We start from the raw sequence: 24,715 nt of genomic DNA on the forward strand, positions 1-24,715 counted from the left end.
AGGCATCATGCCAGCTTTAGATTTGATTCGACCGTCGGTAACCGCCATGCGGGTGATTGCCTCCGTTAACGCTGAATTTGCGCGTGAACTAAAATTGCCGCCGCATATTCGTAGCCTCGGGCTGATTTCTGCCGATTCTGACGACGTAACCTACATTGCGGCTGACGAAGCGACCAAACAAGCGATGGTCGAAGTGGTATATGGTCGCTCGCTGTATGCGGGAGCGGCACACGGCCCGTCACCGACTGCCGGTGAAGTGCTGATTATGCTTGGTGGGCCAAACCCGGCGGAAGTGCGTGCCGGTCTGGATGCGATGGTTGCACATATTGAAAATGGCGCAGCTTTCCAGTGGGCCAATGACGCAGAAAACACCGCCTTCCTGGCGCATGTAGTTTCGCGTACAGGTTCTTATCTTTCATCAACCGCCGGGATCACGCTTGGCGATCCGATGGCGTATCTGGTGGCACCGCCGCTGGAAGCGACCTACGGCATTGATGCCGCGTTGAAATCTGCCGACGTACAGCTGGTGACCTACGTCCCGCCACCGTCTGAAACCAACTACTCGGCAGCATTTTTAACCGGTAGCCAGGCCGCGTGTAAAGCAGCCTGTAACGCCTTTACCGATGCAGTGCTGGAAATCGCGCGTAATCCAATCCAGCGTGCGTAACGGAGGTTGCCGATGATCAATGCACTGGGATTGCTGGAAGTGGACGGCATGGTCGCCGCGATAGATGCAGCGGATGCCATGCTCAAAGCAGCTAACGTTCGTCTGCTCAGTCACGAAGTGCTTGACCCTGGTCGCTTAACGCTGGTGGTGGAAGGCGATCTGGCGGCGTGTCGTGCGGCGCTGGACGCAGGTTGTGCTGCCGCGATGCGTACCGGGCGTGTCATCAGCCGTAAGGAGATCGGTCGGCCAGACGATGACACCCAGTGGCTGGTTACTGGCTTTAACCGCCAGCCGAAGCAACCCGTAAAGGAACCCGACGCGCCAGTTATCGTCGCGGAATCTGCTGACGAGTTGTTGGCGCTGTTAACATCAGTATGTCAGGGAATGACGGCAGGAGAAGTGGCCGCCCACTTTGGCTGGCCGCTGGAAAAAGCCAGAAATGCGCTCGAACAGCTCTTTTCTGCCGGGACGTAACGTAAACGCAGTAGTCGTTATCGTCTCAAGCCCCATTAACCTGTCGGAGGTGCCGGGTGTCCTACAACACCCGGCATTAACATCATGAAAAAGACCCGTACAGCCAATTTGCACCATCTTTATCATGAACCCTTACCCGAAAACCTGAAGCTCACGCCGAAGGTCGAAGTGGATAATGTTCATCAACGACAGACAACGGATGTCTATGAACATGCTTTGACGATTACCGCCTGGCAGCAGATTTACGATCAGCTGCATCCGGGCAAGTTTCATGGTGAATTTACGGAAATTCTACTCGATGATATTCAGGTTTTTCGTGAATACACCGGTCTGGCGCTGCGTCAGTCGTGCCTGGTCTGGCCGAACTCGTTCTGGTTTGGCATTCCGGCGACGCGCGGTGAGCAGGGATTTATCGGTTCGCAATGTCTGGGAAGCGCAGAAATAGCAACGCGCCCCGGTGGAACCGAGTTTGAATTAAGTACGCCGGACGATTATACGATCCTGGGCGTAGTGCTGTCTGAAGATGTCATCACCTGTCAGGCTAACTTTTTGCACAATCCGGATCGGGTATTACATATGCTGCGTAGCCAGTCGGCGCTGGAAGTGAAAGAGCAGCATAAAGCCGCGCTGTGGGGCTTTGTCCAACAGGCGCTGGCGACGTTTTGCGAGAACCCGGAAAATCTCCATCAGCCTGCAGTGCGAAAAGTGCTGGGGGATAATTTGCTAATGGCGATGGGGGCGATGCTGGAAGAAGCGCAACCAATGGTGACGGCGGAAAGCATCAGTCATCAGAGTTACCGTCGGTTGCTTTCCCGCGCCCGTGAATATGTGCTGGAAAACATGTCCGAACCGGTGACGGTGCTGGATTTGTGTAATCAACTGCATGTCAGTCGCCGCACGCTACAAAACGCGTTTCACGCTATTTTAGGCATTGGCCCAAACGCGTGGCTGAAACGCATTCGCCTGAACGCCGTACGCCGCGAACTGATAAGCCCGTGGTCGCAAAGCACAACGGTAAAAGACGCCGCCATGCAGTGGGGATTCTGGCATCTGGGGCAATTTGCCACGGATTACCAGCAGCTGTTTGCCGAGAAGCCGTCGTTGACGTTGCATCAGCGGATGCGGGAATGGGGGGGAGGGAGTTACACCCAATCCCTGACCTTAATAAACTCACTTAACGCCGCTTCTGGGCTGCCATCTTTTGGCTGATAATCATACTCCCAGCGTACCAGTGGCGGCATTGACATCAGGATCGACTCGGTGCGCCCGCCAGTTTGCAGGCCAAACAGCGTGCCGCGATCCCAGACCAGATTGAACTCGACATAACGACCGCGACGGTAGAGCTGAAAATTGCGCTCGCGCTCGCCGTAGGCCATCGCTTTACGTCGCTCTACAATTGGTAAATAAGCGTCGGTGTAGCCTTTGCCTACCGCCTGCATAAAGGCAAAACAGTGGTCGAAATCTGGCGTGTTCAGATCATCAAAGAACAGCCCGCCAATGCCGCGCTGTTCGTTGCGATGTTTGAGGTAGAAGTAATCGTCGCACCACTTTTTGTAACGGGGATAAACGTCTTCACCAAATGGCTGGCACAGGTCACGGGCGGTGCGGTGCCAGTGAATGGCGTCTTCTTCAAAACCATAGAAAGGGGTTAAATCGAAGCCGCCGCCAAACCACCAAACGGGCTCTGCACCCGGTTTTTCGGCAATAAAAAAACGCACATTCGCGTGGCTGGTGGGAACATACGGGTTATGCGGATGCACTACCAGTGAAACGCCCATCGCCTCGAAACTGCGCCCGGCAAGTTCCGGGCGATGAGCGGTGGCGGAAGCAGGCATCGCCTCACCGTGGACGTGAGAAAAGTTGACGCCCGCCTGTTCGAAAACACCACCATTACGCAACACCCGACTGCGCCCGCCGCCGCCAGCTTCGCGCTGCCAACTATCTTCGACAAATTCTGCGCCATCGACGGCGGTCAGCTGCTGACAAATCGTATCCTGAAGGTTGAGCAGAAACTGTTTAACCTGGTGTGCGTCGGGTTTCATAACTTATCGCTTTTTCGAATGTGCTTTCTGGTTGTCGAACCAGTGGAAATAACTGATCACGCCTTCAGCAATCGCTGTGGCGATTTTCTGACGAAACGCCGCCGTGCCTAACAGCCGCTCTTCTTCCGGGTTGGTGATAAACGAGGTTTCCACCAGCACCGAAGGAACCGACGGCGATTTCAACACCACAAACGCGGCTTGTTCGGTGTTGCGGCTGTGCAGTTTATGCACCGGCTTAATCTTTTTCAGAATATGCGAGCCAAGCGTCAGGCTGTTTTTAATAGTATCGGTTTGCACCAGATCAAACAGTACTTGCTGCAATAGGTGATCCTTGTCAGTCGCCTTTTTACCGGCAACTTCATCGGCGCGGTTTTCGCGTTCAGACAGGTATTTCGCCATTGCGCTACTTGCCCCACGGTTAGAGAGGGCAAATACCGAAGCACCGGCAGCTTTCGGGTTGGTAAAGCCATCGGCATGAATTGACATAAACAGATCTGCGCCATGTTTATGGGCGATTTCAACGCGATCGTAAAGTGGGATAAACGTATCGCCAGAACGCGTTAAACGCGCATCAATCCCATGATTACGCAAAATGGAACGGACGTTTTTAGCAATCGCCAGCACCACATGTTTTTCTTTCGAACCGTTGCGTCCGATCGCTCCGGTATCAATTCCGCCGTGGCCTGGATCGAGAACAACGACACGTTTGCCGCCAGATTTTTTTGCTTTCGGCTTGCTGTGTCCGTTGCTGGTTTTTAAAGGTTCGTCTTTGGCAATGGCTTGCGACATTCCTGACAACGTCAGGGCAGCTAAACCGGCTTTCAGCACCTGGCGGCGCGAAGTGAGTGTTTTTAGTGGTTTAAAAGTGCTCATACGGCCTGAGTTGTAATAATAAAGTTCCAGATGTTATATCGTATCGCGTAATCCGTTACGACGGTTTGCTGTTGAGAATTGTTTTACTTTTCATTTCAATAGTTGACAACTCCCCATTATGCCACTTTTTCAACCGATTTTCGTCAGATATTGGCTAATTCGACCGTTCACGCCATAATCAGCCTTTTAACCCGCAAAAAGGTAACGAATACCATGGAGATACGCGTATTTCGCCAGGAAGATTTCGAAGAGGTCATCACCCTTTGGGAGCGTTGCGACTTGCTGCGTCCGTGGAACGATCCGGAAATGGACATCGAGCGTAAGATGAACCATGACGTCAGTTTGTTTTTGGTCGCTGAGGTAAACGGTGAAGTGGTCGGAACGGTGATGGGCGGTTATGACGGGCATCGCGGGTCTGCTTATTATCTTGGCGTGCATCCAGAGTTTCGTGGGCGTGGAATTGCCAATGCGTTGCTTAACCGGCTGGAGAAAAAGCTGATTGCTCGCGGCTGCCCGAAAATTCAGATCAACGTGCCGGAAGATAACGACATGGTGCTCGGAATGTATGAACGCCTGGGATATGAACACGCCGACGTGCTGAGTCTGGGTAAGCGTTTGATTGAAGATGAAGAGTACTGAGTTCCATCCTGTCCATTATGATGCGCACGGACGCCTGCGTTTACCCTTGCTCTTCTGGCTTGTGCTATTGCTTCAGGCGCGAACCTGGGTGCTGTTTGTCATTGCCGGTGCGTCGCGCGAGCAGGGTACTGCGCTGCTAAATCTGTTTTATCCCGATCACGATAATTTCTGGCTGGGGCTGATTCCCGGTATTCCGGCGGTGCTGGCGTTTTTGTTGAGCGGTCGGCGGGCTTCGTTTCCTCGCACCTGGCATGTGCTCTATTTTCTGTTGCTGTTGGCGCAGGTGGTTTTACTTTGCTGGCAACCGTGGCTGTGGCTGAACGGTGAATCCGTTAGCGGTATCGGTCTGGCGCTGGTAGTGGCGGATATTGTGGCGTTAATCTGGCTGCTGACCAATCGACGTTTACGCGCTTGTTTTAATGAAGAAAAAGAATAACGGCACTTTTTGGTGAATTTGCACTCCAAGCAACGTTATTGAATAACCAAAGGAAGTGACATGAAATCGCTGCGTTTAATGTTATGCGCTATGCCGTTGATGCTGACCGGCTGTTCCACGATGTCGTCAGTTAACTGGTCTGCCGCTAACCCGTGGAACTGGTTTGGATCGTCCACCAAAGTGAGCGAGCAGGGCGTGGGTGAATTAACGGCGTCCACACCACTGCAAGAACAAGCCATTGCTGATGCGCTTGATGGCGATTATCGCCTGCGCAGCGGAATGAAAACCGCGAACGGCAACGTGGTGCGCTTTTTTGAAGTGATGAAAGGCGACAACGTGGCGATGGTGATTAACGGCGATCAAGGCACGATCAGTCGCATTGACGTGCTGGATAGCGATATTCCTGCTGACACCGGTGTTAAAATCGGTACACCGTTTAGCGACCTTTACAGCAAAGCATTTGGCAATTGCCAAAAAGCTGATGGTGATGATAATCGTGCCGTCGAATGTAAAGCCGAAGGCAGTCAACATATTAGCTACCAGTTCAGCGGGGAATGGCGTGGTCCTGAAGGGTTAATGCCTTCGGACGATACCCTGAAAAACTGGAAAGTCAGTAAAATTATCTGGCGGCGTTAATTTGCGTCTGAACAAACCGCCGTCGCGAAAAAACACGTAAAATAGCGCTCAACAATGCCACGGATTGCGTGGCATTCTTATTTTCAGGAGGAACAATGTCTCAGGTTCAGAGTGGTATTTTGCCAGAACATTGCCGCGCGGCGATTTGGATCGAAGCCAACGTGAAAGGGGAAGTTGACGCCCTGCGTGCGGCCAGTAAAACATTTGCCGACAAACTGGCAACTTTTGAAGCGAAATTCCCGGACGCGCATCTTGGTGCGGTGGTTGCCTTTGGTAACAACACCTGGCGCGCTCTGAGCGGCGGCGTTGGGGCAGAAGAGCTGAAAGATTTTCCGGGCTACGGTAAAGGCCTTGCGCCGACGACCCAGTTCGATGTGTTGATCCACATTCTTTCTCTGCGTCACGACGTAAACTTCTCTGTCGCTCAGGCGGCGATGGAAGCCTTTGGTGACTGCATTGAAGTGAAAGAAGAGATCCACGGCTTCCGTTGGGTGGAAGAGCGTGACCTGAGCGGCTTTGTTGACGGTACAGAAAACCCGGCGGGTGAAGAGACGCGCCGCGAAGTGGCGGTTATCAAAGACGGCGTGGATGCCGGCGGCAGCTATGTGTTTGTGCAGCGTTGGGAGCACAACCTGAAGCAGCTCAACCGGATGAGCGTTCACGATCAGGAGATGATGATCGGGCGCACCAAAGAGGCCAACGAAGAGATTGACGGCGACGAACGTCCGGAAACCTCTCACCTCACCCGCGTTGATCTGAAAGAAGATGGCAAAGGGCTGAAGATTGTTCGCCAGAGCCTGCCGTACGGCACCGCCAGTGGCACTCACGGTCTGTACTTCTGCGCCTACTGCGCGCGTCTGCATAACATTGAGCAGCAACTGCTGAGCATGTTTGGCGATACCGATGGCAAACGTGATGCGATGTTGCGTTTCACCAAACCGGTAACCGGCGGCTATTATTTCGCACCGTCGCTGGACAAGTTGATGGTGCTGTAAGCGTTTCTGATTCATTGATTAAAGGCCAGGCAGTAACATTACTGACTGGCCTTTTTATTACTGCTTTAACGCCGCATATACTTGATCAACTACCTTCTGTCAGAACAGGGTATTTTGCGGCGCTGACGCTACAACTAACAGCCAGCAGAGAAAGATAGAGCATTGTCCGTTTCATAATATCAGTCCAGATTGACGTTACGGCAGCCAAAGAGCGTGGTGAAAATAAACCCGCAAACCCATGCCACCAGAATCCCGCCAGCATAAACCGCCATTGCCGGAAGGATGCCTTGTGCGGAAGTCATCAGCGGCAGCGCCACCAGACCAGACGGCCCAAAGGCGCTGTTTAAGCCCATCGGCAGACCCCACCAGGCTATCAATCCGATAAACAAACCGCCCGCCGCGCCGCCTAAACAGGCGGTAACAAACGGCTTCATGCGGGGCAGGGTGACACCGTAAATCAGCGGTTCACCAACGCCCAGCAGGCCGGGAATAATCGCCCCGCGTACCTGACTGCGTAGCGCACTGTGCGGTTGCGCCCGCCAGTAGAGTGCCAGCGCCGCGCCCACCTGGCCCGCGCCTGCCATTGAAAGGATGGGAAATAAGCTGTTGAATCCCTGGCTGTCCATTAACGCGAGGTAAACAGGAATAAAGCCCTGATGCACGCCAAATACCACGGCGATCAGGAACAGCCCGGCTAAAACCGCACAACCGAACGGATTACTGTTCAGGTGCATAAACAGCCATGACATACCTTCGAATAACCAGCCACCCAGCGGCATAATGATCAGGTACGCAAGCGTAGCGGTGATCAGCAGGGTGATTAACGAGGTCAGCAGCATGTCGAGATCGTCCGGCATAAAGCGGCGCACCATGCCTTCAATGCGGGCGCAGGCCCTCGCGGCAATCAGCACGCCGATAATATTGCCGCGCGGATCGATGGGCAGACCAAAGAAATCGTGAAAACCGGCGTAGTAACCGGTGGTTGCAGCGGGGTTATAACCGAGCAAAAAGAGTGCGGCAATAATTGCGCCATTGACGCCCGTGCCGCCAAATGCCTGGGCGGCGTTATAGCCCACCAGAATCACTAGGAAGGTGAACAAACCTTTGCTGAACACCTTCATAAAATTCAGCGCGTCGGGTAGCGTGCCCTGAGCATCTGCCGGAACGTGCATCACCGTGGCAATTAACGTCGCTATCCCCAGCAGCAGACCGGCGGCAATAAAACCGGGGATCAGCGGCGTGAAGATGGTGGCGAATTTGGCGAGAAATTGTTGCACGCCGGAGGTTTGTTTGGCTTTTAACTGACGTTTGTTCTGGGCGGCGATTTCTGCGGCATCCTGTACCGGTGCCTCGCCCAGCAGCTCGCTCATCGCTTTTGCGGCACGATGCGCTTTACCAGGCCCAAAAACGACCTGCACCTGGTCGCTGGTCAAAATGACGCCCTTCACGCCTTCCAGCGTTTTGATATTGGGATCAACCAGTGAACTGTCATGTACACCCAGACGCAGGCGCGTCATACAGTTACCACAACTGGCGATATTTCCCGGTCCGCCGACACGGGTAAGAATGGTGTTCAGAAGTTCACTGCTGATCTCTTTGGCCATGGGTTATTCCTTGTCTAAAACCTGACGAATAAAGCCGCCGTGTTGATCCAGGCGTTTTTTAGCTTCTGCGGCATCGAGATTTTTCAGCACCATCACAATGGCCGTTTTACAGTTGCGCTCGCAGGCAATTAACGCCGCTTCCGCTTGTTCGGCATTACATCCGGTGGCGTTTTTAACGATATTGACCTGGCGCACATGCAGTTTTTCGTTGGTGGCGACCACATCGACCATCAGGTTGCCGAACACTTTGCCGGATTTAATCATCAGCCCGGTGGAAAGCATATTGAGCACCAGTTTCTGCGCTGTGCCTGCTTTCATCCGCGAAGAACCGGTAACAACTTCGGCACCTACAATCGGTGTAATGGCAAACTCAGCGGTGGTTGAAACGGCGCTCCCCGGATTACAGGAAATTCCCACTGTGCGGCAGCCGAGCTGGCGTGCGTATTCCAGTCCGGCAATCACATACGGCGTGCGACCGCTGGCAGCAATGCCAACCACCACATCCTGTGCCGTTAAATTAATATTTTTCAGATCGTTAACACCACCTTCCCGGCTATCTTCAGCGCCTTCCACCGCGTGCTGAATGGCATATTCGCCTCCAGCAATCAAACCAACCACCAGACCCGGTTTCACGCCGTAGGTGGGCGGACATTCGCTGGCATCCAGAATCCCCAGACGACCGGATGTTCCCGCACCGAGATAAATCAGACGACCGCCGCCGCTGACCTGGGCGTGGATAACATCGATCGCCGCGGCGATATCCGGCAGGACGCGATCAACGGCAAGCGGTACGGTTTTATCTTCATCGTTGATAATCCGGCACATTTCCAGCGTCGATACGCGGTCAATTTCAGCCGAGGCGGTGTTCGAGCCTTCAGTAATCATCTTTTCTAGTTGCATCGGTGGTGACCTTACTATTTACGATCAAATAATTGCAGATGTATGGAATCATATATCCCGAATTGACAGACTTAAAGGAATCATTGAGTCTACACTCGCAGAGTGTGAAGAGCGTCATAAGAACTTAAGCGGAATTTTTGCTGCCAGCCCAGGAGAGTGGAAGATGTTGTACCTGACGAAAATACGCAATGCGGAAAGTGAATTTACCGGGAACGAGCAAAAAATTGCTGACTTTCTGCGGGCCAGAGTGAGCGAGCTGAAATCCGTCTCTTCACGGCAGATGGCGAAACAGCTCGGTATCAGCCAGTCGAGCATTGTGAAATTTGCCCAGAAGCTCGGCGCGCAAGGATTTACTGAATTGCGTATGGCGTTAATTGGCGAATACAGTGCCAGCCGGGAGAAAACGAATGCCACGGCGCTGCACCTGCACAGTTCGATTACCAGTGATGATTCGCTGGAAGTGATTGCCCGCAAACTGAATCGCGAAAAAGAGCTGGCGCTGGAGCAAACCTGTGCGTTGTTCGACTACGCGCGGCTGCAAAAAATCATTGAGGTCATCAGTAAAGCACCGTTTATCCAGATAACGGGCCTGGGCGGATCGGCGCTGGTGGGGCGCGATCTGTCGTTCAAACTGATGAAAATTGGCTATCGCGTGGCCTGCGAAGCCGACACGCACGTACAAGCCACCGTTTCCCAGGCGTTGAAAAAAGGCGATGTACAAATCGCTATCTCTTACAGCGGCAGTAAAAAAGAGATTGTCTTGTGCGCAGAAGCGGCACGAAAGCAGGGGGCAACGGTGATTGCCATTACTTCTCTGGCTGACTCTCCGCTGCGGCGGCTGGCGCATTTCACGCTCGATACCGTTTCCGGTGAAACCGAATGGCGTAGCTCGTCGATGTCTACCCGCACGGCGCAAAATTCTGTTACCGATTTACTGTTTGTTGGTCTTGTGCAACATCAATGATGTGGCGTCATTGAAAATGATTCAGCGCAGCAGTGAGCTAACACAACGCCTGAAATGATGCATAAAGCAGCGACTGGATTGAGATTTTCCTGAATTAGTGAGCTGATCCGCAGCAATATTTTGTTTATCCTGTATTTTCAGAGGGAATGGAGTGTAACGCTCTGTATTAACAAGGAGAGCATTAAAATGGGTAAACTCACGGGCAAGACAGCACTGATTACGGGCGCATTGCAGGGAATTGGCGAAGGAATTGCCAGAACTTTTGCACGTCATGGCGCGAACCTAATCTTGCTGGATATCTCCCCTGAGATCGAAAAGCTAGCGGACGAACTGTGTGGTCGTGGTCATCGCTGTACGGCGGTTGTCGCCGATGTGCGTGACCCGGCGTCGGTAGCCGCAGCTATCAAACGCGCGAAGGAAAAAGAAGGGCGCATTGATATCCTAGTGAATAACGCAGGCGTTTGTCGTCTGGGCAGTTTCCTCTATATGAGCGATGAAGATCGCGATTTCCATATTGATATCAATATTAAAGGCGTATGGAACGTCACGAAGGCGGTGCTGCCGGAGATGATTGCGCGCAAAGATGGTCGCATTGTGATGATGTCTTCAGTCACTGGTGATATGGTGGCCGATCCTGGCGAAACGGCGTATGCCTTAACGAAAGCGGCGATTGTTGGCCTGACTAAATCGCTGGCGGTGGAGTACGCGCAATCCGGTATTCGCGTTAACGCCATCTGCCCGGGATACGTCCGCACGCCAATGGCGGAAAGCATTGCCCGCCAGTCGAACCCGGAAGATCCAGAATCGGTGCTGACTGAAATGGCAAAAGCAATCCCGCTGTGTCGCCTCGCCGATCCGCTGGAAGTCGGCGAACTGGCGGCCTTCCTCGCATCGGATGAATCCAGCTATTTAACCGGTACACAGAATGTGATTGATGGCGGCAGCACACTGCCGGAGACGGTTAGCGTCGGTATCTGATTCACCTCTGTTTCCTCCCTGCATGTGTGGGGAGGATTTCGTCTTGAACTAAGTTCACCAGGCTATTTCATTTGTCATTTTGGCCCCGGGCAGTGCTCGAAATCCTCACGTACTATGTGTACGCTCCGGTTTCTCCGCGCTGTCCGTGTCCAAACTGCCTGCAACAATTACGCCTGTTGAACCAAGTTCTTATTCCCTTTTTAACTTCCAAATCACCAAACGGTATATAAAACCGTTACTCCTTTCACGTCCGTTATAAATATGATGGCTATTAGAAAGTCATTAAATTTATAAGGGTGCGCAATGGCCGTTAACTTACTGAAAAAGAACTCACTCGCGCTGGTCGCTTCTCTGCTGCTGGCGGGCCATGTACAGGCAACGGAACTGCTGAACAGTTCTTATGACGTCTCCCGCGAGCTGTTTGCCGCCCTGAATCCGCCGTTTGAACAGCAATGGGCAAAAGATAACGGCGGCGACAAACTGACGATAAAACAATCTCATGCCGGGTCATCAAAACAGGCGCTGGCGATTTTGCAGGGCTTAAAAGCAGACGTTGTCACTTATAACCAGGTGACCGACGTACAAATCCTGCACGACAAAGGCAAGCTGATCCCGGCTGACTGGCAGTCGCGCCTGCCGAATAATAGCTCGCCGTTCTACTCCACCATGGGCTTCCTGGTGCGTAAGGGCAACCCGAAGAATATCCACGACTGGAACGACCTGGTGCGCTCCGACGTGAAGCTGATTTTCCCGAACCCGAAAACGTCGGGTAACGCGCGTTATACCTATCTGGCGGCATGGGGCGCAGCGGATAAAGCTGACGGTGGCGATGAAGCCAAAACCGAACAGTTTATGACCCAGTTCCTGAAAAACGTTGAAGTGTTCGATACCGGCGGTCGTGGCGCAACCACCACTTTTGCCGAGCGTGGCTTGGGCGATGTGCTGATTAGCTTTGAATCGGAAGTGAACAACATCCGTAAACAGTATGAAGCACAGGGCTTTGAAGTGGTGATCCCGAAAACCAATATTCTGGCGGAATTCCCGGTGGCGTGGGTCGATAAAAATGTGCAGGCCAACGGTACGGAAAAAGCCGCAAAAGCCTACCTGAACTGGCTCTACAGCCCACAGGCGCAGACCATCATCACCGACTATTACTACCGTGTGAATAACCCGGAAGTCATGGACAAACTGAAAGATAAATTCCCGCAGACCGAACTGTTCCGCGTGGAAGACAAATTTGGCTCATGGCCGGAAGTGATGAAAACCCACTTCACCAGCGGCGGCGAGTTAGACAAGCTGTTAGCGGCGGGGCGTAAGTAATGTTTGCAGTTTCTTCAAGACGCGTGCTGCCGGGCTTTACTTTAAGCCTTGGCACCAGTCTGCTGTTTGTGTGCCTGATATTGCTGCTGCCGCTCTCTGCGCTGGTGATGCAGCTTTCTGAGATGAGCTGGGCGCAGTACTGGGAGGTGATCACCAACCCGCAGGTGGTCGCGGCCTACAAAGTGACGCTGCTGTCGGCGTTTGTGGCATCGATTTTTAACGGCGTTTTCGGTCTGCTGATGGCGTGGATTTTAACACGTTATCGCTTTCCGGGCCGCACGCTGCTTGATGCGCTGATGGATTTACCCTTTGCGCTGCCAACGGCAGTCGCCGGTTTAACGCTGGCCTCGCTCTTTTCCGTAAACGGTTTTTACGGTGAATGGCTGGCGAAGTTTGATATCAAAGTCACCTATACCTGGCTTGGTATTGCGGTGGCGATGGCCTTTACCAGCATTCCGTTTGTGGTGCGTACCGTGCAGCCGGTGCTGGAAGAGTTAGGCCCGGAATATGAAGAAGCGGCGGAAACGCTTGGTGCAACGCGCTGGCAGAGTTTCTGCAAAGTGGTGCTGCCGGAGCTTTCTCCGGCGCTGGTGGCGGGCGTGGCGCTGTCGTTTACCCGTAGTCTTGGTGAATTTGGCGCGGTGATTTTTATCGCCGGAAATATCGCGTGGAAGACGGAAGTGACGTCGCTGATGATTTTTGTGCGCTTACAGGAGTTTGATTACCCGGCAGCGAGCGCGATTGCTTCGGTGATCCTCGCGGCATCTCTGCTGCTGCTGTTCTCAATTAACACTCTGCAAAGTCGCTTTGGTCGGCGTGTGGTAGGTCATTAATGGCGGAAGTTACCCAATTGAAGCGTTATGACGCGCGCCCGATTAACTGGGGCAAATGGTTTCTGATTGGCATCGGGATGCTGGTTTCGGCGTTCATCCTGCTGGTGCCGATGATTTACATCTTCGTGCAGGCATTCAGCAAGGGGCTGATGCCGGTTTTACAGAATCTGGCCGATCCGGACATGCTGCACGCCATCTGGCTGACGGTGATGATCGCGCTGATTGCCGTACCGGTAAACCTGGTGTTCGGCATTCTGCTGGCCTGGCTGGTGACGCGCTTTAACTTCCCGGGACGCCAGTTACTGCTGACGCTACTGGACATTCCGTTTGCCGTATCGCCGGTGGTTGCCGGTCTGGTGTATCTGCTGTTCTACGGCTCCAACGGCCCGCTCGGCGGCTGGCTGGATGAACATAATCTGCAAATTATGTTCTCCTGGCCCGGAATGGTGCTGGTCACCATCTTTGTGACGTGTCCGTTTGTGGTGCGCGAGCTGGTGCCGGTGATGTTAAGCCAGGGCAGCCAGGAAGACGAAGCGGCGATTTTGCTTGGCGCGTCCGGCTGGCAGATGTTCCGTCGCGTCACATTGCCGAATATTCGCTGGGCGCTGCTTTACGGCGTGGTGCTGACCAACGCCCGCGCGATTGGCGAGTTTGGTGCTGTGTCGGTGGTTTCCGGCTCGATTCGCGGCGAAACACTTTCGCTGCCGTTACAGATTGAATTGTTGGAGCAGGACTACAACACCGTCGGCTCCTTTACCGCCGCCGCGCTGTTGACGCTGATGGCGATTATCACCCTGTTTTTAAAGAGTATGTTGCAGTGGCGCCTGGAGAATCAGGAAAAACGCGCGCAGCAGGAGGAGCATCATGAGCATTGAGATTGCCAATATCAAGAAGTCTTTTGGTCGCACCCAGGTGCTGAACGATATCTCACTGGATATTCCTTCTGGTCAGATGGTCGCGTTGCTGGGGCCGTCCGGTTCCGGGAAAACCACGCTGCTGCGGATTATCGCCGGGCTGGAGCATCAAACCAGCGGGCATATTCGCTTCCACGGCACCGACGTGAGTCGCCTGCACGCGCGCGATCGTAAAGTCGGTTTCGTGTTCCAGCATTACGCGCTGTTCCGCCATATGACGGTATTCGACAATATCACTTTTGGCCTGACGGTGCTGCCGCGTCGCGAGCGCCCGAATGCCGCAGCCATCAAAGCGAAAGTGACAAAATTGCTGGAAATGGTCCAGCTTGCGCATCTGGCGGATCGTTATCCGGCGCAGCTTTCCGGCGGCCAGAAACAGCGTGTGGCGCTGGCGCGCGCGCTGGCTGTAGAACCGCAAATTCTGCTGCTTGATGAACCGTTTGGCGCGCTGGATGCGCAGGTGCGTAAAGAGCTGCGTCGCTGGCTGCGTCAACTGCATGAAGAGCTGAAATTCACCAGCGTGTTTGTGACCCACGACCAGGAAGAGGCGACCGAAGTAGCCGATCGTGTAGTGGTGATGAGTCAGGGGAATATTGAACAGGCTGATGCGCCGAATCAGGTATGGCGCGAACCAGCGACCCGTTTTGTACTCGAATTTATGGGCGAAGTGAACCGCCTGCAGGGAACCATTCGCGGCGGGCAGTTCCATGTTGGCGCGCATCGCTGGCCGCTGGGCTACACACCTGCGTATCAGGGTCCGGTGGATCTCTTCCTGCGCCCGTGGGAAGTGGATATCAGCCGCCGTACCAGTCTCGATTCGCCGCTGCCGGTACAGGTACTGGAAGCCAGCCCGAAAGGTCACTACACCCAATTAGTGGTGCAGCCGCTGGGGTGGTACAACGAACCGCTGACGGTCGTGATGCATGGCGACGATGCCCCGCAGCGTGGCGAGCGTTTATTCGTTGGTCTGCAACATGCGCGGCTGTATAACGGCGACGAGCGTATTGAAACCCGCGATGAGGAACTTGCTCTCGCACAAAGCGCCTGATAGGTTGAGTGAATGTTAAACGCCCGGAGGCGCTTCCCGCGATCCGGGCTTTTTAATGGCAAGGTTTGTAACCTGTAGGCCTGATAAGACGCGCAAGCGTCGCATCAGGCAACACCACGTATGGATAGAGATCGTGAGTACATTAGAACAAACAATAGGCAATACGCCTCTGGTGAAGTTGCAGCGAATGGGGCCGGATAACGGCAGTGAAGTGTGGTTAAAACTGGAAGGCAATAACCCGGCAGGTTCGGTGAAAGATCGTGCGGCACTTTCGATGATCGTCGAGGCGGAAAAGCGCGGGGAAATTAAACCGGGTGATGTCTTAATCGAAGCCACCAGTGGTAACACCGGCATTGCGCTGGCAATGATTGCCGCGCTGAAAGGCTATCGCATGAAATTGCTGATGCCCGACAACATGAGCCAGGAACGCCGTGCGGCGATGCATGCTTATGGTGCGGAACTGATTCTTGTCACCAAAGAGCAGGGCATGGAAGGTGCGCGCGATCTGGCGCTGGAGATGGCGAATCGTGGCGAAGGAAAGCTGCTCGATCAGTTCAATAATCCCGATAACCCTTATGCGCATTACACCACCACCGGGCCGGAAATCTGGCAGCAAACCGGCGGGCGCATCACTCATTTTGTCTCCAGCATGGGGACGACCGGCACTATCACCGGCGTTTCACGCTTTATGCGCGAACAATCCAAACCGGTGACCATTGTTGGCCTGCAACCGGAAGAAGGCAGCAGTATTCCGGGCATTCGCCGCTGGCCTGCGGAATATCTGCCGGGGATTTTCAACGCTGCGCTGGTGGATGAGGTGCTGGATATTCATCAGCGCGATGCGGAAAACACCATGCGCGAACTGGCGGTGCGGGAAGGAATATTCTGTGGCGTCAGCTCAGGCGGCGCGGTTGCTGGAGCACTGCGGGTGGCAAAAGCTAACCCTGGTGCGGTGGTGGTAGCGATCATCTGCGATCGTGGCGATCGCTACCTCTCCACCGGAGTGTTTGGGGAAGAGCATTTTAGTCAGGGGGCAGGGATTTAAGGATTAATAGCATTGGAGACTGATGACAAACGCAAAACTGCCTGATGCGCTCCGCTTATCAGGCCTACAATGTTTCTGCAATATATTGAATTAGCAATATTTTTATGCCGGATCAGGCGTTTACGCCGCATCCGGCATAAACAAAGTGCACTTTGTCAATAATCTGATTTGTCGGCAGTTGTTGCTGCCGACAAATGTAGTTTTTAATTTTCGTGTGGAAAAGAAGTAAGGTCATCAATCATTTTTTGAAGTATTGGTGAGTCCTGACCGTCACCCCATTGAAGAATTTTTGCGGTAAGCTGATGACGCGCTAGTGCATTGAGTCCCATCTTTTTAAGTTTATGGGAGATTTTACCCATGACTTTGATCTGACCGAATGCAGTCGCGTAGGTAATCATATTGCTCTGGATAGAGCTCATTTCATCGGCTAGTAATTGCGCACGCACATCCTCTTCAAGAATACTGTCCATAGCGATGTATTTCATACCCCACATAGTTTCAATTAACATTTGAGGGAAATCAGCACAGTCCAGAACGGAGGCTATTTTCAAGTTCGTTTAGAGCATCAGCACCTTCATCGCTACCAAAAGGAGATTCTTCATCCCAGCAACACATATAAAGTGGATCAGTAAAATGGCACTGGAAGTTTGGGTGTGACGTTTTAAGATGTAACCCAATCTCTTCATCATCAAAATAGTAGAGATCCATGAAGTTAAAGTCTGGAGTTTCTTGATATCCTTTTTTCATTTTTGCGGCAATCAATTTACTGGCTTCTTTCAGACACTGTTCTTCATTATCGAATTCTTTTGTATGGAATTTACCAATACTACCTACCTTGCCATAGTTGACAGCTAAACTATCCCCTTCGTAATCTATCCACCAAAATTTATTCGATTTTTCATCGTGATAAATAAAGCATTTTTTCATGTTACCTCCTGTAAATGCCTTACCAAAGCGGATTAATTTCCTTCCGCAGGCACCGTTTTATCCGTCTGCGCAATTAACGCATGTAAAAAAGGCTGTGCGTTCTCATCGCTCTTACCGGGGATCTTCACGATATACGGCTTCCCGGTAATCGATGACGACGAAGCTACCTTATCAATAAACTGCTCGGCAGTGTCAATGCGGTTACGGGTATTGCCGAGCTTCAGACGCAGGTGGGAAACCGCTTCATCGCAGGTATGTTCATCACCGTTGCGCACAAATATCAAATCCTTTTTCTGTGCTAATCCCTCCAGCATGGCGTTGATGCGGGCTTCTTCATGAACAGTTAACTTCGCGTAAGCGGGGAGTGTCATTAGCAGCGTAATGGCCAGACAAATGATTTTCTTCACTGAATTACCTTATCTTTGTTTTGTAATAGCCGATTTGACTGCCAGAATCAGGTAAAGTTTCGGTTGGAATACGATGAGGATCATCGGCAAGGAGAAAAAATTAAATGAGTAGTTTGTTGTTGTTTAACGATAAGAGTAGGGCGCTGCAGGCGGATATCGTCGCCGTGCAGTCGCAGGTAGTGTACGGAAGCGTAGGCAACAGCATTGCGGTGCCTGCTATAAAACAGAACGGCTTGAATGTCTTTGCCGTGCCGACGGTATTGCTGAGCAATACGCCGCATTATGACACTTTCTACGGTGGTGCGATTCCGGACGAATGGTTTAGCGGCTATTTGCGTGCGCTTCAGGAGCGTGATGCGCTGCGCCAACTTCGTGCTGTAACCACGGGCTATATGGGAACGGCATCGCAAATCAAAATCCTTGCCGAGTGGCTGACTGCGCTACGCAAAGACCATCCTGACCTATTGATCATGGTCGATCCGGTGATTGGCGATATTGATAGCGGAATTTATGTCAAACCTGACCTTCCCGAGGCGTATCGACAATATTTACTGCCGCTGGCGCAGGGAATTACCCCCAATATCTTTGAGCTGGAAATCCTGACCGGTAAAAATTGCCGCGATCTCGACAGTGCCATTGCTGCCGCAAAAAGTCTGCTTTCAGACACATTAAAATGGGTGGTGATTACCAGCGCCTCCGGTAATGAAGAAAATCAGGAGATGCAGGTGGTGGTGGTCAGTGCCGACAGCGTGAATGTCATTTCCCATTCACGGGTAAAAACCGACCTGAAAGGGACTGGCGACCTGTTTTGTGCTCAGCTTATCAGTGGTTTGCTGAAAGGGAAGGCGTTAAACGATGCGGTGCACCGTGCGGGGTTGCGCGTACTGGAAGTGATGCGCTACACCCAGCAGCATGAGAGCGATGAATTGATTTTGCCGCCGCTGGCGGAAGCATAAAAAATGGCGCCGATGGGCGCCATTTTTCACTGCGGCAAGAATTACTTCTTGATGCGGATAACCGGGGTTTCACCCACGGTTACGCTACCGGACAGTTTGATCAGTTCTTTGATTTCGTCCATGTTGGAGATAACAACCGGAGTCAGGGTAGACTTGGCTTTCTCTTCCAGCAGCGGCAGATCAAATTCAATGACAGTATCGCCAACTTTCACGCGCTGACCTTCTTCAGCAATACGCTTGAAGCCTTCGCCTTTCAGTTCAACGGTGTCGATACCGAAGTGGACGAACAGTTCAACGCCGCTATCAGATTCGATAGAGAACGCGTGATTGGTTTCAAAGATTTTACCAATGGTACCGTCTACAGGCGCGACCATTTTGTTACCCGTTGGTTTGATAGCAATACCATCACCAACGATTTTTTCCGCAAAAACGACATCCGGCACGTCTTCGATATTGACGATCTCGCCAGAGAGCGGAGCAATGATCTCAATAGTTCCGGTATCCTTTTTGTCGTCGGAAACCAGAGATTTCAGTTTATCGAACAAACCCATGATCTTCTCCTAAGCAGTAAATTGGGCCGCATCTCGTGGATTAGCAGATTGTTTTTTCTTCAATGAACTTGTTAACCAGCGTCATTAACTCGTCCGTTGTCGGTTGAGCAAGAGCCTGCTCTGCTAACACCTTCGCATCTTCGAAGTTCGTGTTACGGATAATCTTCTTAATGCGCGGGATAGAAATGGCGCTCATAGAGAATTCGTCCAGACCCATCCCCAGCAACAGAAGTGTAGCACGTTCATCGCCAGCAAGCTCACCACACATGCCAGTCCATTTGCCTTCAGCATGAGAAGCATCAATAACTTGCTTGATCAAGTTCAGCACGGACGGTGACATTGGCTGGTAAAGGTGTGAAATCATATCATTACCACGGTCAACTGCCAGAGTGTACTGCGTTAAATCATTGGTGCCGATACTAAAGAAATCAACTTCTTTGGCTAAATGACGTGCAATTGTTGCGGCAGCCGGTGTTTCCACCATTACGCCGATTTCAATTGACTCGTCAAACGCTTTACCTTCGTCGCGCAGTTCCTGTTTGTAGATTTCGATCTCTTTGCGCAGTGCACGCACTTCTTCAACAGAGATGATCATCGGGAACATAATGCGCAATTTACCGAAAGCCGAGGCACGCAGGATAGCGCGGAGCTGATCGCGCAGGATCTCTTTACGATCCATCGCGATACGGATAGCGCGCCAGCCGAGGAACGGGTTCTCTTCTTTCGGGAAGTTCATGTATGGCAGCTCTTTGTCGCCGCCGATGTCCATGGTACGAACGATAACCGCCTGCGAGCCACACGCTTCAGCCACTGCTTTGTAAGCAGCAAACTGTTCTTCTTCAGTGGGCAGCGCGTCGCGGTCCATGAACAGGAACTCAGTACGATACAGACCAACGCCTTCAGCGCCGTTACGCTCTGCACCTTCAACGTCACGAACCGTACCAATGTTAGCGCATACTTCTACCTGGTGACCGTCCAGCGTAATAGCTGGCAGATCTTTCAGTTTAGCAAGCTCTGCTTTTTCAGAAGCCACTTGCTCCTGAACAGCGCGCATTTTATCAATAACTTCGTTGGTTGGATTGACGTAAACCTGATTATTTACGGCATCCAGAATCAGATAGTCGTCATTTTTCACCTGAGAGGTGACGCTACCGGTACCCACGATAGCAGGCAGTTCCAGAGAACGCGCCATGATAGAGGTGTGGGAAGTACGGCCACCCGCGTCGGTGATGAAACCCAGCACCTTCTTCAGGTTCAGCTGTGCGGTTTCGGACGGCGTCAGGTCAGCGGCAACCAGAATGACTTCATCCTGAATGGCGCTCAGGTCGATAATCTTCAGGCCCAGGATGTTGCGCAGCAGGCGCTTACCGATATCACGTACGTCAGCCGCACGTTCTTTCAGGTATTCATCATCCAGCTCTTCCAGGGCAGAAGCCTGACCTTCGATAACTTCATGAGCAGCTGCGTCAGCTGTCATGTGTTTATCTTTAATCAGGGCTATGATTTCCTGCTCCAGCTCCTCATCTTCGAGCAGCATAATATGCCCTTCAAAGATGGCTTCTTTTTCTTCACCGAACGTTTCACCAGCTTTCGTTTTGATCGTTTCCAGCTGGGCTGATGCCTTGGCACGACCGCTCAGAAAACGTTCAACTTCCTGAGCAACCTGGTCGGCAGAAATTTTTTTCCGGTCAATGACAATTTCGTCTTCTTTCAGAAGCAGAGCTTTACCGAAAGCGATACCCGGGGATGCTAAAATGCCTGAAATCATAACCCTACCTTACTTGTGACTGATTTTTAAAAGAACCCGGGAAATTACTCGAGTTCCGCCATCAGTTTAACCAGATGTTCAACCGCTTTCTGCTCGTCTTCGCCTTCTGCGGAGATAGTCACAACGGTACCTTGAGTCAGGCCCAGAGTCTGCAGTTTAAACAGGCTTTTCGCGCTGGCGCTTTTGCCGTTGGAAGTCACAGTAATTTCAGAAGTGAAGCCCTTAGCTTCTTTTACAAACTGGGCAGCAGGGCGGGTGTGCAGACCGTTCGGAGCGGTAATGGTAACTTCTTGCTGGAACATTGTATTTCCCCAACTTATAGGTTTAGTGTTGTGGAACTAAAGTCTAGCCTGGCGGTTCGACTTTAGCCTGTATTGTTAGCGCCAGTTTTTAACAGACGCGACGCACGAAGAGCGCAATACAGTCCATTGCTGGCGGGTGTTGACCGCTGACGTTTCGTACGTCATTAAACATTATGCCGCTAAAGGAAGAATTGAACCAAATCATAAAATCGATTCAGCTTTGGCTTTTCCTGTAACGATTAATTTCGCGCATCAAAATAATTAGTCTGGTTAAATACCAGTTCCGACAGGCTGAATCAATGCCAGGAGGGGCGAAAGTTTGAAGCAGGCCACAAAAAAGCACCTAAAAAGGTGCTTTTTTACGCATTTTTAACAAGCTGGCATTACTGTTGCAATTCTTTCTCAGTGAAGAGATCGGCAAACAATGCGGTGCTTAAATAACGCTCACCCGATGATGGTAGAATAACCACAATATTCTTGTTGGTAAAGCTTTCATCTTCTTGTAGTTTCAACGCTGCGGCAACAGCTGCTCCAGAAGAGATACCTGCAAGAATACCTTCTTCTTCCATTAGACGACGGGCGGTAGAAATGGCTTCTTCATTGGTGATGCCAATGACTTTATCGACCAGCTTGAGATCGAGGTTAGCCGGGATAAAACCAGCGCCAATACCCTGAATTTTATGCGGGCCAGGTTTAATCTCTTCACCTGCCAGCACCTGGGCGATAACTGGAGAATCGGTTGGCTCAACGGCGACAGAGATAAGATCGGTCTTGCCTTTGGTGCCTTTAATGTAGCGGCTGACGCCAGTCAGCGTACCGCCAGTCCCAACGCCAGCAATAAATACATCAACCTGACCGTCGGTATCTTCCCAGATCTCCGGACCGGTGGTTTTTTCGTGAATTTCAGGGTTTGCCGGATTGCTGAATTGTTGCAGCAGCAGGTATTTCTCTGGATTGCTGGCGACAATTTCTTCTGCTTTTTGGATTGCGCCTTTCATGCCTTTAGCACCTTCCGTCAGCACCAGGTTTGCACCTAACGCTTTCAGCAGCTTGCGGCGTTCAATACTCATGGTTTCTGGCATGGTCAGGGTGAGTTTGTAACCGCGAGCGGCAGCTACATAGGCCAGTGCAATCCCGGTATTACCGCTGGTCGGTTCAACCAGTTCAACGCCTGGTTTCAGCACGCCGCGCTTTTCGGCATCCCAAATCATGTTGGCACCGATACGGCACTTAACGCTGAAGCTGGGGTTACGAGATTCCACCTTCGCCAGAATGCGTCCGTTACCGATGCGATTCAGGCGAACCAGCGGCGTGTGACCGATAGTCAGCGAGTTATCTTCAAAAATCTTACTCATGGCCTGTCCTTAACTGTATGAAATTGGGATACAACAGGTAGCATACCCGCTCAGAGAATATGCGGAAGTAAGGATTTAGCATATCTATATACAGAAGGGAAATAATGACATGCAAGATGGAATAAGGGGCGGCATAAGCCACCCCTGTTTCACACAAACGGTTTACAAAATAACCGGTAGATTGTTACCGCCACATCGCGTGTTTATCGCGATAGCAATCGACCCACATCGCCGTCGCGCCACAAACGGCAACGGGCATGATGAACAGATTAAGCAGCGGGATCATCGTAAACAGGCTGGTTAAAGCACCAAACTGCATATTGGTGATTTTGCGTGTGCGCAGGGCGGTGCGCATCTCTTTAAACGGCACTTTGTGGTTATCGAAGGGGTAATCGCAATACTGGATGGCTAACATCCAGGCGCTAAACAGGAACCACAGTACCGGCGCGACGGTTTGCCCAATACCAGGGATGAAGTAAAGAATTAGTAATACAATTGCGCGCGGCAGATACCAGACAAATTTTTGCCATTCGCGTTTCATGATTCGCGGCACATCTTTCATGATACCGAAAATCCCGGTATCTGGCGGTGTAGCGCCAGTCAATCGTGCTTCCAGTTGTTCAGCCAATAAACCGTTAAACGGAGCGGCAATCCAGTTAGCAATCGTGGAGAAGAAATAGCCAAACACTAACAGCACAGAGATGACAGCCAGAGGCCACAACAGATAACTCAGCCATTGTAGCCAGTCCGGAACGTAACTCATGAAAGTCGGGATCCAGACATCGAGCTGTGTAAAGAGCCACCAGAATGCGCCCCCCATCAACAAAATATTGACCAGCAGCGGTAAAATAACGAAACGCCGAATCCCAGGTTGCGAGACGAGCTTCCAGCCTTGCGCAAAATAGTAAAAACCGCTGCGTGGGGCAGATGTGAATGATGAAACCATAATCAGGATGAGCTCCTTTTGACCAATCCCAGGAAAATTCTGCGTATTTTACCGGGTAATTGCGCAATGGACAGTTAGGATATGTTCGAAAAAACAGCAAAAAGCACGATTTCATCTATCTTTGTGCTGTGAAAGTTAATAGTGCACTTGCACTTGAGGTAATCGGCAAATACTCTTAGTGAGTAAATGTTTGCCGTGGTGGCAAGGTGTTAGAACAACAGAGAATATAATGATGCAGGATTTGCGTCTGATATTAATCATTGTTGGCGCGATCGCCATAATCGCTTTACTGGTACATGGTTTCTGGACCAGCCGTAAAGAACGATCTTCTATGTTCCGCGATCGGCCATTAAAACGAATGAAGTCAAAACGTGACGACGATTCTTATGACGAGGATGTCGAAGATGATGAGGGCGTTGGTGAGGTTCGTGTTCACCGCGTGAATCATGCCCCGGCTAACGCTCAGGAGCATGAGGCTGCTCGTCCGTCGCCGCAACACCAGTACCAACCGCCTTATGCGTCTGCGCAGCCGCGTCAACCGGTCCAGCAGCCAGTTTCGCCACAGGTCGCGCCAGCGCCGCAGCCAGTGCATTCAGCACCGCAACCGGCACAACAGGCTTTCCAGCCTGCAGAACCCGTAGCGGCACCACAGCCTGAGCCTGTAGCGGAACCGGCTCCAGTTATGGATAAACCGAAGCGCAAAGAAGCGGTGATTATCATGAACGTCGCGGCGCATCACGGTAGCGAGCTAAACGGTGAACTGCTTCTTAACAGCATTCAACAAGCGGGCTTCATTTTTGGCGATATGAATATTTACCATCGTCATCTTAGCCCGGATGGCAGCGGCCCGGCGTTATTCAGCCTGGCGAATATGGTGAAACCGGGAACCTTTGATCCTGAAATGAAGGATTTCACTACTCCGGGTGTCACTATCTTTATGCAGGTACCGTCTTACGGTGACGAGCTGCAGAACTTCAAGCTGATGCTGCAATCTGCGCAGCATATTGCCGATGAAGTGGGCGGTGTCGTGCTTGACGATCAGCGCAGTATGATGACTCCGCAGAAATTGCGCGAGTACCAGGACATCATCCGCGAAGTCAAAGACGCCAACGCCTGATACACTTAAGGCAAATTA

The 24,715-nt window shown here is 51.9% G+C and carries 25 protein-coding genes and 3 pseudogenes; 16 read left to right on the forward strand and 12 right to left on the reverse strand.

Features of this window, described 5'->3' with window-relative positions:
- Positions 1–7: 7 nt before the first annotated feature.
- The 3 genes from eutL to eutR all read left to right on the forward strand — a co-directional run bounded on the left by eutL (position 8) and on the right by eutR (position 2,350).
- Positions 8–667 (forward strand): ethanolamine utilization microcompartment protein EutL, encoded by a 660-nt coding sequence (eutL, locus tag ACUU1I_RS00300; protein WP_001111038.1) that lies wholly within the window; start codon positions 8–10, stop codon positions 665–667.
- 12 nt (positions 668–679) lie between these two features.
- On the forward strand, positions 680–1,141 hold the full coding sequence (gene eutK / locus ACUU1I_RS00305; RefSeq protein ID WP_000606254.1) for an ethanolamine utilization microcompartment protein EutK: 462 nt from the start codon (positions 680–682) through the stop codon (positions 1,139–1,141).
- An 84-nt stretch (positions 1,142–1,225) separates the two neighbouring features.
- Positions 1,226–2,350: an HTH-type transcriptional regulator EutR gene (gene eutR / locus ACUU1I_RS00310; protein ID WP_000753687.1), complete on the forward strand. Its 1,125-nt coding sequence runs from the start codon at positions 1,226–1,228 to the stop codon at positions 2,348–2,350.
- Here the strand turns inward: eutR and hemF are convergent.
- Both hemF and amiA read right to left on the reverse strand, forming a co-directional pair.
- Complete coding sequence (gene hemF, locus ACUU1I_RS00315) at positions 2,284–3,183, reverse strand: oxygen-dependent coproporphyrinogen oxidase (RefSeq protein WP_000801376.1); 900 nt, start codon at positions 3,181–3,183, stop codon at positions 2,284–2,286. The two genes, eutR and hemF, sit on opposite strands and share 67 nt — an antisense overlap.
- Before the next feature lie 3 nt (positions 3,184–3,186).
- Positions 3,187–4,056: an N-acetylmuramoyl-L-alanine amidase AmiA gene (amiA, locus tag ACUU1I_RS00320; protein ID WP_000102891.1), complete on the reverse strand. Its 870-nt coding sequence runs from the start codon at positions 4,054–4,056 to the stop codon at positions 3,187–3,189.
- A 213-nt stretch (positions 4,057–4,269) separates the two neighbouring features.
- On the opposite strand from amiA, the gene ACUU1I_RS00325 reads away from it, so the two are divergent.
- The 4 genes from ACUU1I_RS00325 (at position 4,270) to yfeX (ending at position 6,762) form a co-directional block, all read left to right on the forward strand.
- Positions 4,270–4,695, forward strand: coding sequence for a GNAT family acetyltransferase (locus ACUU1I_RS00325; RefSeq protein WP_000406000.1), 426 nt, complete (start codon positions 4,270–4,272; stop codon positions 4,693–4,695).
- On the forward strand, positions 4,682–5,131 hold the full coding sequence (locus tag ACUU1I_RS00330; protein WP_001399260.1) for a DUF2919 domain-containing protein: 450 nt from the start codon (positions 4,682–4,684) through the stop codon (positions 5,129–5,131). Before ACUU1I_RS00325 ends, ACUU1I_RS00330 begins: the two co-directional genes overlap by 14 nt.
- A 60-nt stretch (positions 5,132–5,191) precedes the next feature.
- Positions 5,192–5,767 carry an RpoE-regulated lipoprotein gene (locus ACUU1I_RS00335; protein ID WP_000838944.1) on the forward strand — a complete coding sequence of 192 codons (576 nt, stop codon included), beginning with the start codon at positions 5,192–5,194 and terminating at the stop codon, positions 5,765–5,767.
- Between the two features lie 95 nt (positions 5,768–5,862).
- Positions 5,863–6,762, forward strand: a complete 900-nt coding sequence (yfeX, locus tag ACUU1I_RS00340) for a porphyrinogen peroxidase (RefSeq protein ID WP_001380597.1) — start codon at positions 5,863–5,865, stop codon at positions 6,760–6,762.
- An 88-nt stretch (positions 6,763–6,850) separates the two neighbouring features.
- On the opposite strand, the pseudogene ACUU1I_RS00345 reads toward yfeX, so the two are convergent.
- The 3 genes and pseudogenes from ACUU1I_RS00345 to murQ all read right to left on the reverse strand — a co-directional run.
- Positions 6,851–6,937: pseudogene (locus ACUU1I_RS00345) on the reverse strand (hypothetical protein); the annotation flags it as partial.
- A 4-nt stretch (positions 6,938–6,941) separates the two neighbouring features.
- A complete protein-coding gene (gene murP / locus ACUU1I_RS00350) occupies positions 6,942–8,366 on the reverse strand; it encodes a PTS N-acetylmuramic acid transporter subunit IIBC (protein WP_001040476.1) in 1,425 nt (474 codons plus the stop codon).
- Positions 8,367–8,369: 3 nt separating this feature from the next.
- Complete coding sequence (gene murQ, locus ACUU1I_RS00355) at positions 8,370–9,266, reverse strand: N-acetylmuramic acid 6-phosphate etherase (protein ID WP_001175640.1); 897 nt, start codon at positions 9,264–9,266, stop codon at positions 8,370–8,372.
- A gap of 163 nt (positions 9,267–9,429) precedes the next feature.
- Here murQ and murR point away from each other — a divergent pair.
- From murR to cysM, 7 genes and pseudogenes are all read left to right on the forward strand, one after another.
- Positions 9,430–10,288: pseudogene (gene murR, locus ACUU1I_RS00360) on the forward strand (HTH-type transcriptional regulator MurR).
- Between the two features lie 128 nt (positions 10,289–10,416).
- Positions 10,417–11,208: an SDR family oxidoreductase UcpA gene (ucpA, locus tag ACUU1I_RS00365; protein ID WP_152030550.1), complete on the forward strand. Its 792-nt coding sequence runs from the start codon at positions 10,417–10,419 to the stop codon at positions 11,206–11,208.
- Between the two features lie 303 nt (positions 11,209–11,511).
- A complete protein-coding gene (gene cysP, locus ACUU1I_RS00370) occupies positions 11,512–12,528 on the forward strand; it encodes a thiosulfate/sulfate ABC transporter substrate-binding protein CysP (RefSeq protein ID WP_000290218.1) in 1,017 nt (338 codons plus the stop codon).
- Positions 12,528–13,361 carry a sulfate/thiosulfate ABC transporter permease CysT gene (gene cysT, locus ACUU1I_RS00375; RefSeq protein WP_000458420.1) on the forward strand — a complete coding sequence of 278 codons (834 nt, stop codon included), beginning with the start codon at positions 12,528–12,530 and terminating at the stop codon, positions 13,359–13,361. The genes cysP and cysT overlap by 1 nt, the downstream gene beginning before the upstream one ends.
- Positions 13,361–14,236: a sulfate/thiosulfate ABC transporter permease CysW gene (gene cysW / locus ACUU1I_RS00380; protein WP_000852686.1), complete on the forward strand. Its 876-nt coding sequence runs from the start codon at positions 13,361–13,363 to the stop codon at positions 14,234–14,236. Before cysT ends, cysW begins: the two co-directional genes overlap by 1 nt.
- On the forward strand, positions 14,226–15,323 hold the full coding sequence (gene cysA, locus ACUU1I_RS00385) for a sulfate/thiosulfate ABC transporter ATP-binding protein CysA (RefSeq protein ID WP_000021054.1): 1,098 nt from the start codon (positions 14,226–14,228) through the stop codon (positions 15,321–15,323). The genes cysW and cysA overlap by 11 nt, the downstream gene beginning before the upstream one ends.
- 133 nt (positions 15,324–15,456) lie before the next feature.
- Positions 15,457–16,368 carry a cysteine synthase B gene (cysM, locus tag ACUU1I_RS00390; RefSeq protein WP_005070112.1) on the forward strand — a complete coding sequence of 304 codons (912 nt, stop codon included), beginning with the start codon at positions 15,457–15,459 and terminating at the stop codon, positions 16,366–16,368.
- Between the two features lie 203 nt (positions 16,369–16,571).
- Here the strand turns inward: cysM and ACUU1I_RS00395 are convergent.
- Positions 16,572–17,295, reverse strand: a pseudogene (locus ACUU1I_RS00395) (WGR domain-containing protein).
- 32 nt (positions 17,296–17,327) lie between these two features.
- Positions 17,328–17,702, reverse strand: a complete 375-nt coding sequence (locus ACUU1I_RS00400) for a YfeK family protein (protein ID WP_000719924.1) — start codon at positions 17,700–17,702, stop codon at positions 17,328–17,330.
- Between the two features lie 104 nt (positions 17,703–17,806).
- Between ACUU1I_RS00400 and pdxK the strand changes: the two genes are divergently transcribed.
- Positions 17,807–18,658, forward strand: coding sequence for a pyridoxine/pyridoxal/pyridoxamine kinase (gene pdxK / locus ACUU1I_RS00405; RefSeq protein WP_000096660.1), 852 nt, complete (start codon positions 17,807–17,809; stop codon positions 18,656–18,658).
- Positions 18,659–18,699: 41 nt separating this feature from the next.
- Here pdxK and crr read toward each other — a convergent pair whose 3' ends face one another.
- The 5 genes from crr to cysZ form a co-directional block, all read right to left on the reverse strand.
- A complete protein-coding gene (crr, locus tag ACUU1I_RS00410) occupies positions 18,700–19,209 on the reverse strand; it encodes a PTS glucose transporter subunit IIA (protein ID WP_000522247.1) in 510 nt (169 codons plus the stop codon).
- Positions 19,210–19,249: 40 nt separating this feature from the next.
- The gene (ptsI, locus tag ACUU1I_RS00415) at positions 19,250–20,977 is read right to left on the reverse strand and encodes a phosphoenolpyruvate-protein phosphotransferase PtsI (RefSeq protein ID WP_000623124.1); all 1,728 of its coding nucleotides are present in this window, start codon (positions 20,975–20,977) and stop codon (positions 19,250–19,252) included.
- Between the two features lie 44 nt (positions 20,978–21,021).
- Complete coding sequence (gene ptsH, locus ACUU1I_RS00420; protein ID WP_000487600.1) at positions 21,022–21,279, reverse strand: phosphocarrier protein Hpr; 258 nt, start codon at positions 21,277–21,279, stop codon at positions 21,022–21,024.
- A 383-nt stretch (positions 21,280–21,662) separates the two neighbouring features.
- Positions 21,663–22,634 (reverse strand): cysteine synthase A, encoded by a 972-nt coding sequence (gene cysK / locus ACUU1I_RS00425; RefSeq protein WP_000034406.1) that lies wholly within the window; start codon positions 22,632–22,634, stop codon positions 21,663–21,665.
- 184 nt (positions 22,635–22,818) lie between these two features.
- Positions 22,819–23,580: a sulfate transporter CysZ gene (gene cysZ, locus ACUU1I_RS00430; protein WP_000254830.1), complete on the reverse strand. Its 762-nt coding sequence runs from the start codon at positions 23,578–23,580 to the stop codon at positions 22,819–22,821.
- Between the two features lie 229 nt (positions 23,581–23,809).
- On the opposite strand from cysZ, the gene zipA reads away from it, so the two are divergent.
- The gene (gene zipA, locus ACUU1I_RS00435) at positions 23,810–24,697 is read left to right on the forward strand and encodes a cell division protein ZipA (protein WP_000983145.1); all 888 of its coding nucleotides are present in this window, start codon (positions 23,810–23,812) and stop codon (positions 24,695–24,697) included.
- Positions 24,698–24,715 lie beyond the last annotated feature (18 nt).

The organism is Shigella sp. SIG3, from assembly GCF_053555855.1.